The 14116-nt window shown below is 67.4% G+C and carries 17 protein-coding genes; 4 read left to right on the forward strand and 13 right to left on the reverse strand.

All coding sequences use genetic code 11. The features are described from left to right. The 8 genes from MU521_RS00985 to MU521_RS01020 form a co-directional block, all read right to left on the reverse strand. Positions 1-666 carry a helix-turn-helix domain-containing protein gene (locus MU521_RS00985; protein ID WP_139171022.1) on the reverse strand — a complete coding sequence of 222 codons (666 nt, stop codon included), beginning with the start codon at positions 664-666 and terminating at the stop codon, positions 1-3. Between the two features lie 103 nt (positions 667-769). Beyond that, positions 770-1096: a hypothetical protein gene (locus MU521_RS00990; protein WP_139171021.1), complete on the reverse strand. Its 327-nt coding sequence runs from the start codon at positions 1094-1096 to the stop codon at positions 770-772. A 175-nt stretch (positions 1097-1271) separates the two neighbouring features. Next, positions 1272-1487 carry a hypothetical protein gene (locus MU521_RS00995; protein WP_092686914.1) on the reverse strand — a complete coding sequence of 72 codons (216 nt, stop codon included), beginning with the start codon at positions 1485-1487 and terminating at the stop codon, positions 1272-1274. A gap of 136 nt (positions 1488-1623) precedes the next feature. After that, complete coding sequence (locus MU521_RS01000; protein WP_092686911.1) at positions 1624-2766, reverse strand: acyl-CoA dehydrogenase; 1143 nt, start codon at positions 2764-2766, stop codon at positions 1624-1626. 46 nt (positions 2767-2812) lie between these two features. Continuing rightward, entirely contained in the window at positions 2813-3718 is a 906-nt protein-coding gene (locus tag MU521_RS01005; protein WP_092686908.1) for an alpha/beta hydrolase, read from the reverse strand. 71 nt (positions 3719-3789) lie between these two features. Continuing rightward, entirely contained in the window at positions 3790-4902 is a 1113-nt protein-coding gene (locus MU521_RS01010) for an ABC transporter ATP-binding protein (RefSeq protein ID WP_092686905.1), read from the reverse strand. After that, entirely contained in the window at positions 4899-5876 is a 978-nt protein-coding gene (locus MU521_RS01015; RefSeq protein ID WP_092686902.1) for an ABC transporter permease, read from the reverse strand. Before MU521_RS01015 ends, MU521_RS01010 begins: the two co-directional genes overlap by 4 nt. Positions 5877-5923: 47 nt before the next feature. After that, positions 5924-6973, reverse strand: a complete 1050-nt coding sequence (locus tag MU521_RS01020; RefSeq protein ID WP_092686899.1) for an extracellular solute-binding protein — start codon at positions 6971-6973, stop codon at positions 5924-5926. Positions 6974-7040: 67 nt separating this feature from the next. On the opposite strand from MU521_RS01020, the gene MU521_RS01025 reads away from it, so the two are divergent. Next, positions 7041-7736 (forward strand): TOBE domain-containing protein, encoded by a 696-nt coding sequence (locus MU521_RS01025; protein WP_092686896.1) that lies wholly within the window; start codon positions 7041-7043, stop codon positions 7734-7736. A 32-nt stretch (positions 7737-7768) separates the two neighbouring features. Continuing rightward, complete coding sequence (locus tag MU521_RS01030; protein WP_092686893.1) at positions 7769-8251, forward strand: hypothetical protein; 483 nt, start codon at positions 7769-7771, stop codon at positions 8249-8251. 8 nt (positions 8252-8259) lie between these two features. Here MU521_RS01030 and MU521_RS01035 read toward each other — a convergent pair whose 3' ends face one another. Together MU521_RS01035 and MU521_RS01040 are read right to left on the reverse strand one after the other, a co-directional pair. Further along, on the reverse strand, positions 8260-8403 hold the full coding sequence (locus tag MU521_RS01035; protein ID WP_175452734.1) for a hypothetical protein: 144 nt from the start codon (positions 8401-8403) through the stop codon (positions 8260-8262). A 76-nt stretch (positions 8404-8479) separates the two neighbouring features. Further along, entirely contained in the window at positions 8480-9343 is an 864-nt protein-coding gene (locus MU521_RS01040; protein ID WP_092686890.1) for a 3-hydroxyacyl-CoA dehydrogenase family protein, read from the reverse strand. 155 nt (positions 9344-9498) lie between these two features. On the opposite strand from MU521_RS01040, the gene MU521_RS01045 reads away from it, so the two are divergent. Together MU521_RS01045 and MU521_RS01050 are read left to right on the forward strand one after the other, a co-directional pair. Further along, a complete protein-coding gene (locus MU521_RS01045; RefSeq protein ID WP_092686887.1) occupies positions 9499-10317 on the forward strand; it encodes a class I fructose-bisphosphate aldolase in 819 nt (272 codons plus the stop codon). After that, positions 10318-11181: a class 1 fructose-bisphosphatase gene (locus MU521_RS01050; protein WP_092686884.1), complete on the forward strand. Its 864-nt coding sequence runs from the start codon at positions 10318-10320 to the stop codon at positions 11179-11181. Positions 11182-11194: 13 nt separating this feature from the next. Here MU521_RS01050 and MU521_RS01055 read toward each other — a convergent pair whose 3' ends face one another. The 3 genes from MU521_RS01055 to MU521_RS01065 all read right to left on the reverse strand — a co-directional run bounded on the left by MU521_RS01055 (position 11195) and on the right by MU521_RS01065 (position 13927). Next, positions 11195-11827 carry a hypothetical protein gene (locus MU521_RS01055; protein WP_092686880.1) on the reverse strand — a complete coding sequence of 211 codons (633 nt, stop codon included), beginning with the start codon at positions 11825-11827 and terminating at the stop codon, positions 11195-11197. 88 nt (positions 11828-11915) lie between these two features. Continuing rightward, on the reverse strand, positions 11916-13364 hold the full coding sequence (scpC, locus tag MU521_RS01060; RefSeq protein ID WP_245681122.1) for a succinyl-CoA:acetate CoA-transferase ScpC: 1449 nt from the start codon (positions 13362-13364) through the stop codon (positions 11916-11918). Continuing rightward, the gene (locus tag MU521_RS01065) at positions 13361-13927 is read right to left on the reverse strand and encodes a MaoC family dehydratase (protein WP_092686877.1); all 567 of its coding nucleotides are present in this window, start codon (positions 13925-13927) and stop codon (positions 13361-13363) included. Before MU521_RS01065 ends, scpC begins: the two co-directional genes overlap by 4 nt. Positions 13928-14116: the final 189 nt, after the last annotated feature.

Raw genomic sequence — 14116 nt, forward strand, 5'->3', positions numbered from 1 at the left:
TCAGACCCGGCGTTCCGGCGGTTCGTCGACGGAGAGTGCCCCGTCGATCAGCGCGGCGACGGCGCGGCGGACGCGCTGTGAGACCGCCGAGTCGGAGACGCCCAGTTCCGCGGCGAGTTCCGCCTGGCTGGTCGACCGTGGCACGTCGAAGTACCCCTCGCGAGCGGCGGTCAACAGCGTCTCCCGTTGCTGGTCGGTCAGACCGTGGTCGTCGCTCCGCGTGGGCTCGGTTCGGTAGAGGCGTTCGAGACGGTACTCGATCCCGCTGTCGATACAGAATTCGCGAAAGTCGGCCAGCGCGTCGCGGTCGGGGACCTGGAGTTTGACGAACCAGACGCCGCCGGTGCTGTGCATCTCTAGCACCATCCCACCGAGTTCGGTGACCATCGGCGTCACCGCGATCACGTCCTCGGTCAGCCCGAGCCGGTACATCCGCACGCCGTCCTGTTCGGCCAGGACGGTCGGCTCCGCGACGGTGTAGTCGTCGTCGAGCGCGTCGTCGAAGGCGTCGAAGTCCGGGCCCTCGACCAGGACGAAAAAGCGCCGCCGCTCGGGATCCATCGCTGGCTGAAACTGAATGCGGACCTGTGCCGACGGATTCGCCTCGATGGTGGGCGTCAGCACGAGGGTCGGTGAGGAGAGCGCGAGCTCGGCGATAACGAACACTACACGCAATAGCAGGTTCGAACGTTTGACCGTTGCGGCTCCGGATCGTCGGGTCACTCGGGTCCGCCGGCTGCAGTCGGCCGTTCGAAGCCGAAACGTGCAGTCACTCCCCGTCCGGAAGCGACTCGGGGTCGCGGGGCACCCGTTCGGGCCCCTGGGCGAACCCGCCAGCGACCCAGTGGTAGACGTGGGTCTCGGTGTAGACGTACAGTTCGTCCCAGCCGTCGAAGGCCCGGTCGGGCAGTTCGGCCACCGTCTCGTAGCGGTGCCACTGCTCCTCGGGTGCGTCGAGCGTGCCGACGTTCTCGCGGTAGGCGATCTGTTCCGGCGCTGTGTCCACTGCGTCCCCAACCACGTCGCGCACTGTCGGTTCACCGTCGGACGCCACTGGCTCCCGCCCGTCGGCGACGTTGTCAGCTGCTGCCGTCATGTGTATCCATCACAAGTGACTCGATAGCACAAAGCCTGTGCCTTCGATTATCCGTGGTTTAAGTGGGGGCGAGAGATTTCACTGGCAGCGGGACTGGCTGGTCACGTCCGAGCTCCGGGGAGTCATAGAACGGTTGTTACACCAGGATTTCAGCATTCAGTCGCTCGGGTGATTCCTACAGAGCCGAAGTCCGCTGATACCGAAGATACGCTCCGCTGACGATACAGGTCGTGGCGATGAGCAACAGTCCACCGCTGATGAGGTCCTCGAGCGTGCCTGAAACTCCGGGGTTTTCGACGATGTCGAACGCTCGCTGAAACACGATCAATTGAAATACTAATAGCAGGCTTCCCCCGGATACCAACAGCCGACTCTTCGAGATCTCGCTCATGCGTCGGCTAACGTCCGTCCGTTATAATAGGTTACACCCGAGCTCTCCGGTTCGGAAACAGGTGAAAAGGTGTGTTCCGTCTGCGCCAGATACGAGGGAGTCATCCGACCGAGTTCGGAAAAGAGAGGGCGGTCGGTTACTCCAGAATCTCCTGGCCGATAGTGTTGCGCAGGACTTCGCTGGTGCCCTCGTAGATCTCGTTGAGTTTGGCGTCGCGGTAGAACCGCTCCATCGGGAAGTCCTTGGTGTAGCCGTAGCCACCGTGGATCTGGATGCCCTCGTTGGCGACCTCGCGTGAGACCTCCGAGGCGTAGAGCTTGGCCTGGGCGGCCTCCTTGATGAACTTCTCGCCGCGGATCTTCTTGTCGGCGGCGTCGTGCATCAGCAGTCGGGCCGCGCGGGTCTTGGTGTCCATGTCGGCGAGTTTGTGCTGGATGGCCTGGAAGTCGCCGATGGCCTGGCCGAACTGCTCGCGGTCGCCGGCGTACTCGGCGGCCTCGTCGAGGGCAGCCTGTGCGATCCCGACCGAGCGCGCGGCGATGGTGATGCGCCCGCCGTTGAGCGTCTTCAGTGCGTGGACGAAGCCCGCCCCCTCCTCTTGCAGGAGGCGATCCTCGGGAATTCGCATGTCGTCGAAGCGCAGTTCGGCGGTGGGACAGCCCTTGTCGCCGAGTTTGTCCTCCGTGCCCTCGACGATGAAGCCGTCGTCTTCCTCGGGGCGGACGATAAAGGAGGAAATCCCCTTGTTGCCGGCGTCGGGGTCGGTCTTGGCGAACACCGTGACCGTATCGGCGACCGAGCCGTTGGAGATCCAGAGCTTGTTGCCGTTGACGACGTACTCGTCGCCGTCTTTCTCGGCGGTCGTCTCCATGGCCGGCACGTCCGAGCCAGCACCGGGTTCAGAGAGAGCAAAGGCACCGACGTCGTGACCCTCGGCCAGCGGTGTCAGGTACTCCTCTTTTTGTGCCTCGTCCCCGAACTCGTAGATCATGTTGCCCGCCAGCGAGATGTGGGCGGCGACGATGGTGCCCAGTCCGCCCGAGCCCCGTGAGATTTCCTCCAGCGCCATGGGGTAGGCGTGGTAGTCGAGGCCGGCCCCGCCATACTCCTCGGGGAAGGGCATACCCATCAGCCCGAGTTCGGCGAGTTCGTCCACCAGATCCCAGGGGAACTCGTCTTCCTTGTCGATCTCTGCGGCTCGCGGCACGACCTCCTCGTCCACGAAGTCCGAGACCATCTCCTTGATCTGGCGCTGTTCCTGCGTGAGACTCAGATCCATACCGAAACCCTAGGCCAGTCAATCCTTTACTTTTCCCATCTTCCGTTCAGTTCCGAAGCGTCCGGTCGAAGAAGGCCTGCTGACGCGCGACGACCCGCTCGAACGCCGGTGGTTTGTAGGGCCCGAAATGACCGAGGTCGTAGCGCACTCGCTCTACGTCGTTCAGTTCGTCGACCAGCGTGTCCACCGAGTCCGAGGGGATGATCGAGTCCTCCGTGGCCTCGGCGACGAACGCCGGACAGTCCACGTCGCTTGCCGAGGTCACGGGCCGGTACAGGCCGACGGTGGCGAGAATCCGTGCGGCACACTCGTTGTCCCACTCTTCGACCCTGCCGCCGGGGATCAGGGACAGATAGCCCGGTTTCGCGTCGGGTGTGTTGAGAACGCCGAACTCGTCGGGTTCGGCCGCGATGGGCACGTAGTGGGGGTCCCGAAACGTGACCATTCGGCCGAGGTCGCGGGCTATCGCCGTCACGGCCCCTGCCACGTACTCCAGCCCACCCGTCCGGACGAGATGGAGCGCGTTGCGGAGGCCGTCGGTAAACGGGACCTGGGAGACGATGGCGTCGACGTCGCCGTCCCTGGCCGCCGCTTCGATCACGTGGCCGCCGCTGAACGAGGTGCCCCACAGGGCGAGACGATCAGCGTCGACCACGGCGAGCGACCGAGCGTGGTCGATCGCCGCCAGGTAGTCCGCGACGTGGCGCGGGCCGGAGACGATGTGGGGCGGGTCGCCGTCGCTGTCACCGAAGCCACGGTAGTCGAAGAGCAAGACGGCGTAGCCAGCCTCGGCGAACGCCTCGGCGAACGCGGGCAGGCGTGCCTCGCGTTCCCCGCCGAATCCGTGCGCCATCACGATGACGGGCGGGTTCTCGACTGCTGGTTCGTAGAGCCACGCTGCACAGCGAGTGCCGTCGCTTTCGAAGTCGGCGTCTCGTCGCTCGAAATCCATACCTGATCATTTCCGCGAAAGGGGCGTAGCTTTTCGGCCGCGATTGGGAGGCCTATTATTACGGGCGCTCGTCAGTCCCGACAGGTCGCCACGCGCTCGCGGGGGAAGCGAAGAGTGACGGTAGTCCCCGGCGTCGGTGGGTCGGCGCTGAAGACCGTGACGGGTGAGTCGATCCCGTCCACGGCGACGGTCACGCGACTGGTAGCGTCTTCCCGGGTGACGCGCTCGACGGTCCCCGTGAGGTCCGGATCGTTCGCCCCCAGTTCCACGGCCTCCGGTCTGACGGTGAGGTGGGTCGCGTCGCGGTCGCCGTCGAGCAGTCGGTCCGCCCGGTCGCCAAGCGCCGAAAGCGGGACGACGTTGCTCCCCGTGAATCGGGCCACGAGGGGGGAGGCGGGCCGCTCGAACACGTCCTCGGGCGTGCCGGTCTGGACCACCTGCCCGTCGTTCATCACGACGATCCGGTCGGCCAGCGCCCGCGCCGTCGTCCGGTCGTGGGTGACGTAGATCGACGTCACGTCCGCCAGCACGTCCTGCAGATCGTCCCGGAGGGCCTGGCGGGTCGGCACGTCCAGCGACGAGAGCGGTTCGTCCAGCAACAGGACTGCGGGGTCGACCGCTAGCGCGCGCGCGAGCGCCACGCGCTGGGCCTCACCGCCCGAGAGCGTCGGCGGGTAGCGCTCGGCCAGGTCCGCGACGCCCAGGTCCGCGAGCAGGCGCAGTCCGGGCGGTTCCGGGGCTGGACCCGTGCCGCCACGGAGGCGTCGCCACAGTTTCGAGACCGTCGAGCGTGGTCGACTGATGGCCGACCCGAATCGCCCGAGAGCCGACCGAAATCGGTCGGCGAGCGATGCGACCCAGCCGTCGTCGGTCCACTCGTATCGCGTCCCGAACCCTACGTTCTCGCTGACGGTCATGTGCGGAAAGAGCGCGTAGTCCTGGAAGACGAACGCGAAGTCCCGGCCCTCCGGCGGGCGGTCCGAGAGGACGAGTTCGTCGTTATCGACGGTGCCCTCGTGGTCGTGAAAGCCCGCGACGGTCTCCAGCAGGAGGGTCTTGCCGCTCCCGCTCGGGCCGAGGATGACGACCGTCTCGCCGTCCCGCACCGAGAAGTCCGCGGCGACGTGGAATGCGTCGGCCCCGTCGGCCGAGAACGTCGCCTCGACGTCGACTTCGAGGGTCATGCCACACCCTGCGTCGTCGTCGCGTCGGTCGTGAGCCAGCGCACCAGCAGGAAGATCGCGGCGGAGACCGCGAGCAACAGGGCCGCGACCGCGCCGCTCTCGTCGAGGCCGCCCTGCAGGTAGGTGTTGTAGACGAACACGGGCGCGTGCTGGGCGATCACCCGCTCGCCTGCCGGCGGATAGAAGAACTCGACGCTGTAGGCGACGACCGCGACCGCCCCGAATTCCGAAACCGACCGCGCCCACGCGAGGACACCCCCGGTGACCATCCCTCGGACCGCGAGCGGCCCGGTCACCCGGCGGAAGGCTTGCCACGGGCTCGCACCGTGGACGCGTGCGGCGTACTCCAGCCGGTCGTCCACCGACTCGAACGCTTCGCGGGCCGCGTTGACCGCGTAGGGGGCACTGACGAACGTGAGCGCCAGCACCATCCCGGGAAGCGTCCCCAGCACGGAGAGTCCCGGGAGGGCCCCACCCTGGCCGAACCCGAAGAGGATAATGATGCCCGCGACGCTGTGGGGCACGACGAGCGGGAGGTCCACCAGACTCTCGACCAGCGGTTGCCCAGTGAAGCCCCGCGAAAGATGGTAGGCCAGCGGGACGCCGAGCGCCAGGCTCGCGACGGCGGCGAGCAGCGGCGCGTAGACACCCAGGTACAGCACGCGGTGGACGCCCGGGTCCAGAGCTTTCTCGGCGATCAGCGAGGGGGACTGGCGGGCGGCGAAGAGGAGCAGTGGGAGCCCGAGCGCGACCAGCAGGACGCTCCCGAGGGTCGCCATCGCGACGCCGAACAGGCCGCGCCGGGATGCAAACCCGAGGCCAGCGGCGCTCAGGACGACGAAGACGGCGTAGAGGGTGGGCCGGCCCAGCGAGTAGGCGGCGGCAAAGGCCACGAGCTGGACGGCAACGACCGCCAGGGCGACCGAGCCGCGGCCGAGGGCGTGCAACGGGAGCGGCGGCGTTCGTGTTGCCATCTAGTTGGGGGTGCCGGTGGGAGCGTAGTGAGCCTTCCGCTCGGTCGTCACGCGTCCAGCTGGAGCGGGCCGAGCGTCTCCTTGGCCTCGGCGTGTTGCATGACCCGGTCGGGAACGCTCCCCTCGCCACTGGCGTTGACGGCGGGCGTCTCGACCGGCTGGAGACCCTTGTCCCGCAGGATCTGCCTGCCGGGTTCGGTGATCATGTACTCCACCCAGCGCGCCCCGTTCTCGGGATCCCGGGCAACGCTCGGAACCGTCATCCCGTAGGCGATGGGTGCGCCGACGTAGGTCGTGTCCTCGGTCTCGACCTGGGCTTTCGCGTAGTGTTCGGCGTACTTGTCGTTGGCCTTCGAGAGGTCGACCTGTGGCTGAAGGTCGACGTAGGGCAGGTCCGAGGACGTGCTGATCGACTGGTAGTAGAATACGTAGTCGAGTTCGCCACTCTTGAGCTGGCTCTCAAGGTTCGTCTCGGTCCCCGTCGGCACCGTCGAGTTGTCCCGCATCGCCTGGTAGGTCGACTCGTCGTAGAGTCGGCTCCCCTCGAACTTCTCTTTCCCGAGTTGCTGGGCCATCACCGCGCGATAGCCACCGGGGTCGACGGCGGGGTCGCTGTGGCCGATAGTCACGTCGTCGCGCGAGAGGACGTCCCACCAGTTGTCCGTCCCGATCTCGTCGGCTCCAGGCGAGTCCTCACGGTACTGAATCGACATGGCGTTGGTCGTGAACACGATGAGCCACTCGCCGTACTCCCCGAGTACCATGTCCCGGATGAGTCGGAAGTCCGAGACGCCCAGCACGTCCGCCCGGCGGCCCTGTTCGGTGATCTTCTTCGTCGAGCCGACCGAGCCCTTCGCCTCCCGGGTCACGTCGATTCCAGTCTTCTCCTCGAACTGCGGTTCGGCCGCACTGAACGGCGGCGCGAGGCTCCCGGCGTGGAACGCCAGTATCGACCCCGGCGAGTCGCCGCTTCCGCCTCCACCGCCGATACACCCGGCCAGCGCCGCTGCACCCGTCGCGCCCGCCGCCGCCAGGAATCCCCGTCGTGTCCGGTCCGTCGCTCCCGTCTTCCCCTGCGATCCGTTGCGTTGTGCCATAGTCGATACAACGCTGTTGTGCGGCCCCTGACATAACAGTTTTGTCAGTGCTTGGCAACCATCGGCCATGGACGTGTCCCCGGATTTCGACGTGCAACTCGGTCGCGACGGCATCGCGCTGACGGTTCGAGACCGGGAGTTACTGGCCGCCATCGACGAGGCGGGTTCGCTGAACGCCGCGGCGGACTCGCTGGGCCGCTCGTACGCCCACGCGCAGCGTCGCGTGGTCGAACTCGAAGACGCGTTCGGCTCGCTGGTCGACCGGAGTCGCGGCGGCGGGGGCGGCGGCGGGAGCGAACTCACCGACCGCGCCCGGGAGTTGCTGGCGACGTTCGACCGCGTTCGCGCGGAGTTCGCGGGCGTCGCCGAGGCCGACGAGACGGTCCTGACGGGCCGCGTCGTCGAGCGTGACGGCGAACTCGCCACCGTCGAGACCGAGGCGGGTCGAATTCGGGCCGTGACGCCGCCGGACTGCACCGCAGTCGTCGTCACGATCCGCGCCGACGCGGTGACGCTGAACCGGCCGGCCGATGCCCCCGAACCCGGCGGGACGAGCGCGCGCAACCGGTTCGAGGGGGAGGTGGTCGGCGTCGACCGCGGGGAGACGCTGGCCCGCGTGTCGGTCGCGGTCGATCCGGACCTGCCCCTGGCTGCGCTCGTGACTGTCGAGAGCGTCGAGCGATTGGGACTGGCGGCCGGAACGCCGGTCGTCGCGACGTTCAAGGCGACCGCGACGCGTGCCGTCGCGCGAGCGGAGTCTTAAGGCTTACCCGGGCGGCCTGCCTGGGACGCCATATGCCGACGATCTCCGAACTCTCCGACGTTCTCGACTGGGAGGCGGTCACGGTGATGCGCGCCATCGACGAACACGAGGGGGCCGGCGTCGACGTACTGGTCGAGGCGACAGGCCTCGATCGGTCGCAGGTCGAGAACCGCTGTCAGCAACTCTCGACGCTCGGACTGGCCACCGAAACCGAGACCGACGGCGGCGTGATCCACGAGTTGACCGGCTCCGGCCACGGTGCTGTGGGCTCGGGGCTCTACGACGAGTACGATATGCTCGGCGACGCCAACCTCGACGAACTCGCCGAGCAAGTCGCCGACCTACTCGACCGACGCGACGAACTCCAGGCGCGGGTCCGGCAACTCGGCGACGACGCGACGGAACTCAAGACCCGCGCCGAACGCCAGTTCGGCGACCGCGAGGACGTGAGCGATGAGTTCGAGTCGCTAATGGACGACGTGGAGGCACTGGAGCGGGCACTGAGCGAGGAGTAGGCAGGCACTCACGTTTCGCTCCCGGTTCGATGGCCGCCCCGTGCGATGGAGACGCCGAACCAGAGCGCCGAGACGCCGAGGACTCCGACGGCGACCCGGGCCAGCGGTCGGTCGAGGTAGAAGACGGCTCCGAGACAGACGACGCCGACCATCCACACGTAGCCGGCACCTCAGTTTTCGAGACCCATGGAGGTTCGTTCGAGTCAACGAGCCAGATGTTTTGGGTTATCACTCCCCGTACTCGTAGAACCCCTTCCCGGACTTCTTCCCGAGGTCGCCGGCCTCGACTTTCCGCTTGAGCAGGTACGGCGGCTGGTACCGGTCACCGAGTTCCTCGTGGAGCGTCTCCATCGCGTCGAGACAGATGTCGAGACCGATGTGGTCGGCCAGTTCCAGCGGGCCCATCGGGACGTTCGTGCCGAGTTTCATCCCGCGGTCCATGTCGGCTTTCGTGGCGACACCCTCGTCGTAAGCGCGGATGCCTTCGGCGATCCAGGGCATCAGGACGCGGTTGGTGACGAACCCGGGCTTGTCGTCGGACTCCCAGGTCGTCTTGCCCACGTCCTCGGCGAGGTCGTGGGCGAGCTGGGCGACCGCGTCGCTCGTCCGTTCGCCGACGACCACTTCGACGCCCTCCATCAGCGGGACGGGGTTCATGAAGTGCAGGCCGACCACCTGCTCGGCGCGGTCGGTCGCGCTCGCGATGGCGGTGATCGAGAGGGTGCTGGTGTTCGTGGCGAGGACCACGTCAGCGTCGACCGTCCCGTCCAGGTCGGCGAACACGTCGCGTTTGATGTCCATGTTCTCGACGATGGCCTCGACGACGAAATCGCAGGCCGCCAGGTCTCCGAGGTCGGTCGTGCCGGTGACCCGTTCGCGGGCCGCGGTGGCCGCCTCGCTGGTGAGCTTGTCTTTCTCCTCGAACCGCGAGAGGCTGGACTCGATGCCCTGCAGTCCCTCCTCGACCAGATCCGCCTCGACGTCCCGCATCACCACGTCGTAGCCGCTGGTCGCCGCGGCCTGTGCGATGCCGTGGCCCATGGTTCCCGCGCCGACGACGCCCCAGGTCTCGATTTCGTCGAATCCGCGCATGGCGGGTGAGACCACGCCGACCTGCGTAAGTGTGTCGACGGTTCCTGTTCCGAGAGCACTGATCACTGCTGAGAAAATTTACTCGCACACGGAGCAGTATTTCGCTGCCCGTCTCCAACAACTTAATTAGCGAACGTGGGGCAGAGAAAGGTGAGATGATCCCTATCGACGACAGCCCCCTGACCCGGGACGGGAAGGTGCTGATCCTGGCGTACGACCACGGCCTGGAACACGGCCCGGTCGACTTCGAGGACGTACCGGAGAGCGCAGACCCCGCACACGTCTTCGACGTGGCGACCCACGACGCCGTGACCTCCCTCGCGGTCCAGAAGGGCGTCGCGGAAGCGTACTACCCCTCCTACGAGGACGACGTGGACCTGCTGGCCAAGCTCAACGGCACGTCGAACCTCTGGCGGGGCGAGCCCAACTCCGCGGTCAACTGGACGGTCGACTACGCACACGAGATCGGTGCCGACTCCATCGGGTTCACCGTCTACGGCGGCTCCAATCACGAGATCGAGATGGTCGAGGAGTTCCGTGAGGCGCAGGAACGCGCCCATCAGGAGTACGACATGCCGGTCGTCATGTGGTCCTACCCGCGGGGTCAGGGCCTGCGCAACGCCAAGACGCCCGAGAGCATCGCCTACTCGGCCCGGCTGGGCCTCGAACTCGGCGCGGACGTGGCCAAGGTGAAGTATCCCGGCAGTCAAGACGCGATGGAAGAGACCGTCCGGATGGCCGGCAAGACGAAGGTCGTCATGTCCGGCGGCTCGAAGCGCTCCGACGAAGAGTTCCTCAGCAACGTCAAGAGCGTCATCGACGCGGGTGGCGCGGGACTGGCGGTCGGCCGGAACGTCTTCCAGCGCGAGAACCCCGAACGCATCCTCGACGCTCTGGAGAAAGTCATCTTCGAGGAGTCCTCCGTCGAGGAGGCCCTGGCCGCCGCCGAGGGCGCGGCCCCCGAAGCCGAATAGATGAGCGAGGTAGTGTCGGCAATCGTCGACGTGGTCACCGAGACCGCACCCGACGTGCGGGCGGGCCTGACTGGTCGGCGCGAGTACGAGACCAGCGAGAACCCGTCGGGCGAGCAGATGCTGGCGGCCGACCGCCACGCCGACGAGTTGCTCGAAGACCGCCTGCTCGCAATCGACGGCGTCGCCAGCTACGCCAGCGAGGAGCGCGAAGGGATCGTCGAAGACGAGGAATCCGACGGCGGTCTCCACGTCGCCTGTGACCCACTCGACGGCTCGTCGAACCTGAAGTCCAACAACGTCATGGGGACGATCCTGGCGGTGTACGACGAGCCACTCCCCGCACCGGGCCGAGCGCTCGTCGCCGCGGGCTACGTTCTTTACGGCCCGATCACGACCCTCGTGCTGGCCCGGGACGACGCGGTGACCGAGTACGTGATCGACGACACCGACGAGGGCGTCGAGCGCCGCGTGGTCGAAGAGGACGTGACGATCCCGTCCGACCCCGTGGTCTACGGGTTCGGCGGCCGCGTCCCGGACTGGCACGCCGACTTCGAGGCGTTCGTCCGCGAGATCGAGGACGAACTAAAACTCCGCTACGGCGGCGCGATGATCGGCGACGTGAGCCAGGTCATGGAGTACGGCGGTATCTTCGCGTACCCCTCGCTGGAGTCCGCCGAGAACGGCAAACTCCGCCTCCAGTTCGAGGGGAATCCCATCGGCTACATCGTCGAGTCGGCCGGCGGCCGCTCCTCGGACGGCGAGCGGTCGCTGCTGGATGTCGAACCCGACCGACTTCACCAGCGCGTCCCGGTCCACGTCGGGAACACCGAGCTGATCGAGCGACTGGAAGGCGCGCTGGATTGACTGACGACTCGTTCTAGAACCGCCCGCTGGGCACCGAGCGCTCGCTCGTCGATGCGCCCATGTGTCGCCGAGCGGCCCCGCCCATGCCGAGCGAGACGATCAGGAACAGCGGGACGACGCCGAACGGGATGATCTGGAACGCCACGACGAGGACGGCCCCGACCAGGAGACCGAGCCAGGGGCCGCCACTGGTGAACCGGTTCAGGACGAACCGGCCGACCGAGATCACGCCGAGGATGCCCCAAGCGACGTAGAACACGACCAGCGCGATCCAGACTGGGATCGTGAGAAGTCCCATCAAGGGGATGACCGATACGAACCCGACGGCGAACGCCAGTGTCACGAAGGCGAGTTGCACGGCGATGCCGATGGCCAGCGAGACGGGCACGTTGGCCCGAATCGCATCCAGCGACTCGTGCGTGTAGGTCTGAAACAGCGCCAGCATGCAGATGCCGACGAAGACCGTGGCGGCGAGGCCCACAGCGATCCGAGTCTCGAGCGGGACCACCGGAGCCGTCCGTCCCACCGGCATCGGCTGTGCCGCCCCGACGCCACTGGTGCCGACCGACAGCCCCAGCGCGACCAGCGTCGACCTGATTCCCGCCCGCTGCATCGACCGCCCACCGTCCCACACCCGTGCCAACATCGTGTACGCCTCTGTTCGGGCTCCCCGGATTAATTGTTGGGTTTCTCACACGACGGCGCGGCGGGTGCCAGTCTCGGGGCTCCGAGACTCACTCGTGCCAGGAGAGCGCCGCGTCGAGGTCGTGGGGTTCGTGACCGCCGCTATCGAGCGCGCGGTCGAGATACGCCCGCAATCGCTCGCGGTAGTCGGGACGGGCACAGCGGTCGACGAGCAGGCGAGCGCGCTCCCGCGGGGCGGTGCCGCGCAGGTCGGCGACGCCGTGTTCGGTGACGACGGCGTCCACGTCGTGTTCGGTGTGGTCGACGTGGGGCACCATCGGGACGATTCGCGAGCGGTCGCCGTCACCGACCGTCGAGGGAAGCGCGATGATCGACAGCGCGGCGTTGCGGGTGAAGTCGGCACTGCCGCCGATGCCGTTGAGGACGCGCGAGCCGTCGACGTGCGTGGAGTTGGCGTGGCCGTACAGGTCGACTTCGAGGGCGCTGTTGACCGCGACGACGCCGACGCGGTCGATGAGTGCGGGCCGGTTCGACACGTCGGCGGGGCGCAACACCACGTCCTCGGCGTAGCGCTCGGCGTCGGCGAACAGCCGATCCTGTCCCTCCGCCGAGAGCGCGAGCGATGTCGCGCTGGCGGCCTCCAGCCGTCCGGAATCGAGCAGGTCGAGCAGGCCGTCCTGGATTACCTCGCCGAAGTAGATCAGGTCCCGGTCGCCGAAGTCGGCGTCCGCGAGCGCGCCCATCAGGGCGTTGCCGAGGCTCCCGACGCCGAACTGGACGCGCACGGAGTCGGCGAACAGCGGCGAGCGCTCGACCTCGTCGGTCAGGAACGAGCGCAGATTCCCCGCAATGGCCCGGTCGGTCTCGGTCGGCTCGCGGAACTCGTACGGCTCGTCGCGGCGGTCAGTCTCGACCACGGCGGCCAGGGCGTCGGCGTCGAACTCGATCCGCGGGCCGCCGATGCGCTCGTCCGGCGTGGACAGCGGCACGGGTTCTCTGTCGGGCGGCAGGGCAGGGCGATAGATGTCGTGGAACTCCGCGAGCGATCGCGGCTGTGCGTGGTTGACCTCGACGATCAACTCGTCGGCACGTTCGACGTAGGCCGGCGTGTGGCCGACCGACCCCGAGGGGATCAGCCAGTCCTCGCCGACGGCGACGGCCTCGACCACGGCCACGTCCGGGTCGACCAGCCCGCCGAACTGCACGTCGTCGCCGAGCGTCGAGATGTGGCGGTCGGCGAAGGCCATCCGGCCGTCGTTGGCCGCCGCCCGGGCCGGCGAGCGAGCCTGGTAGGGATAGCGGCGGGCGATGGCGTCGGCCTCCACGAGCGCCACGTCGATCTCCTCGCCGACGCTCCCGCCGCTGACGACAGTGAGCGAGAGGTCTCGATCCGACTCGGCCAGCGCGAGCGGGACGGCCTTCGGGTAGCCGACGCTCCCGAAGCCGCTGACCAGCATCGTCGCGTCCGCGGGCACGTCGGCGGCCGCACTGGCGGCGTCGGTGACGGGAAGCTCGCCCTCGATCCGCTGGTCGGTCACGACAGGTCCTCCGGCTGAGTGCCAACGCCGTCGGGCCAGCCCGTTGGCGCGGCGGCCGAGGGCTCGGCGGCCTCGCGTTTCAGCACCATCGGCGTCCGTTCGAGCGTGAGGACGAGCTCGTCGTCCTGGTTGTACGTTCGGAGTTCGGTCGTGACGATGCCGACGTGGTCCCGGGAGTCCGATTCCCGCTTCTCGATGACTTCGCTCTCGGCGAACAGCGTGTCGCCGTGAAACACGGGCGCGTGGTGACGGATCTCGTCGTAGCCGAGGTTCGCCGTCGCGTTGGCCGACACGTCCACGACGCTCATACCGACCGCGAGCGCGATGACGAAGGTGCCGTCGACGAGGCGCTCGCCGAACTCGGTCTCGGCGGCGTAGGCCTCGTTGAAGTGCATCGGGTTGGCGTTCATCGTCAGGTTCGTGAACCAGACGTTGTCCGTCTCCGTGACGGTCCGGCCGTAGGGGTGTTTGTAAATGTCGCCGACCGCGAAGTCCTCGAAAAAGCGGCCCTGCCAGCCCTCGACGAGTCGGCGGTCGGAACCGTCCGTGTCCTCAGATGGCATAGCCCCTGCCTCGAACGCCGGGATTGTGTCAGTGTCGGTCGGGAACCGAGACAGAAGAAAACGGTTTCACACTCCTGGGCCCAGTCGTGGGCGATGAAAGTCCGCGTTCCCGGGGGCAGACGAGGAGGAACTGGCCGCCCGCTTTGCCTTCTACGAGGACGTGGAGAAAGAGCGCCCGAACAAGAAACA

Origin of the sequence: Halorientalis regularis, assembly GCF_023698535.1 — an archaeon.
GTDB classification, from domain to species: domain Archaea; phylum Halobacteriota; class Halobacteria; order Halobacteriales; family Haloarculaceae; genus Halorientalis; species Halorientalis regularis.